Source organism: Thiorhodococcus mannitoliphagus (assembly GCF_010915725.1).
Taxonomy (GTDB): domain Bacteria; phylum Pseudomonadota; class Gammaproteobacteria; order Chromatiales; family Chromatiaceae; genus Thiorhodococcus; species Thiorhodococcus mannitoliphagus.
Genome location: NZ_JAAIJR010000335.1, coordinates 1 through 1288, shown reverse-complemented (window position 1 = coordinate 1288; position 1288 = coordinate 1). Strand labels below are relative to the sequence as shown.

General features: G+C 58.7%; 1 protein-coding gene. It reads left to right on the top strand.

Going from position 1 to position 1288, the window contains the following annotated elements:
* Positions 1-60: 60 nt before the first annotated feature.
* A complete protein-coding gene (locus tag G3480_RS26700) occupies positions 61-504 on the top strand; it encodes an Lrp/AsnC family transcriptional regulator (RefSeq protein ID WP_164657218.1) in 444 nt (147 codons plus the stop codon).
* The last annotated feature ends 784 nt before the right edge of the window (positions 505-1288 follow it).

Sequence of the window (1288 nt, the reverse complement as noted above, 5' to 3'; positions counted from 1 at the left end):
CGTATTTATTTATCGATTCAAGCCAGAATTATAACACCATTTCAGCGAGTTAATGGGCGTATGTCAGGAGTTCTGCAATGCCTGCAGCTCGACGGACGCGCCACCAACGCCTCGCTGGCGGAAGAGATCCACCTGGCCGAGGCCCCGACCTGGCGACGGGTGCGCGCGCTCGAAGAGTCCGGCGTGATCTGCGGCTATCGCGCCCTGATCGACCCGAGCGCGCTCGGCTACGAGGTCACCGCCTTCGTCCACGTCCGCTTCGGCCGCCATGACCCGACGCTGGAACAGGCCTTCGAGCAAGAGGTGCGGGAGATTCCCCAGATCCTCTGGTGCCACACCGTCTCGGGCGCCACCGACTTCCTGCTCTGCGTCGTCGCCCGCAACCTGAGCGAATACGGCGAACTCATCAGCGCCCGGATCCGCTCACTGCCTGGAGTGACCTCGATCGAATCTTCCTTCTCCCTCAAGGCTGTCAAGGACGGCAGTTTGATTCCGGTCGACTGAGGGCTGATGCCATTCATCATCCTCATAAAGTGACCCTATTGATACTCTTCAGGAAGGATAGCGGCCCAATAGACACCGCCCATCCATTCAATCCGTGATTCATCGTTGCACCAGGATAGACACATGATCGCTCGCCCCCTCTCTTGCATGATCGCCCTCTCCGTCAGCACCCTACTGAGCGGGTGCACCACCCTGTCCACTACCTCGGAGTCTGGCAAGCAAAGGCAGACTCAGACATCCCAGACAACCGCCGCCAAACCTGCGGCATGTGCCTGCAAGGCACGGCAGCAGGAGGAATAGTCGCTGGTGGAGGTGGAATCAGGAGGGGGCAGGGCGCAGGGTTAGGTCTAGCCTTCTAGCGAGGCTTCGCCTCAGACCGACGCGTCATGCCATCGGGATCGCTATCGGAATCGGAATCGGGATCGCTATCGTCGGTTCGATCCCGATCCCGATCCCGATCCCGATCCCGATCCCGATCCCGATACCGATCCCGATACCGATACCGATACCGATACCGATACCGATACCGATACCGATACCGACGGCTTTGGATGGTCGGACGCTTCATCGAAATTTGACTCATCTGCAAGCATTTTGCGCCCTCGAGGATTCTAGTCCAGGCTTAAAATGGCCCTATTGGTTTTGGGCCTGTTGCGCGCACTAGGCCGAATTCCGGAAATGATCCTACCCAAGAAAGGTGCGATCACTGCGTATTCCAGTGAAACCGGACACCCAGTCCGAAGGAAAGCGGACAGCCGTTCCGATCGAAGCCGGACAGTCAGTC

Excerpts from the sequence above, each read along its gene's own strand:
- G3480_RS26700 (WP_164657218.1), top strand. The coding sequence starts at position 61 with ATGTCAGGAGTTCTGCAATGCCTGCAGCTCGACGGACGCGCCACCAAC.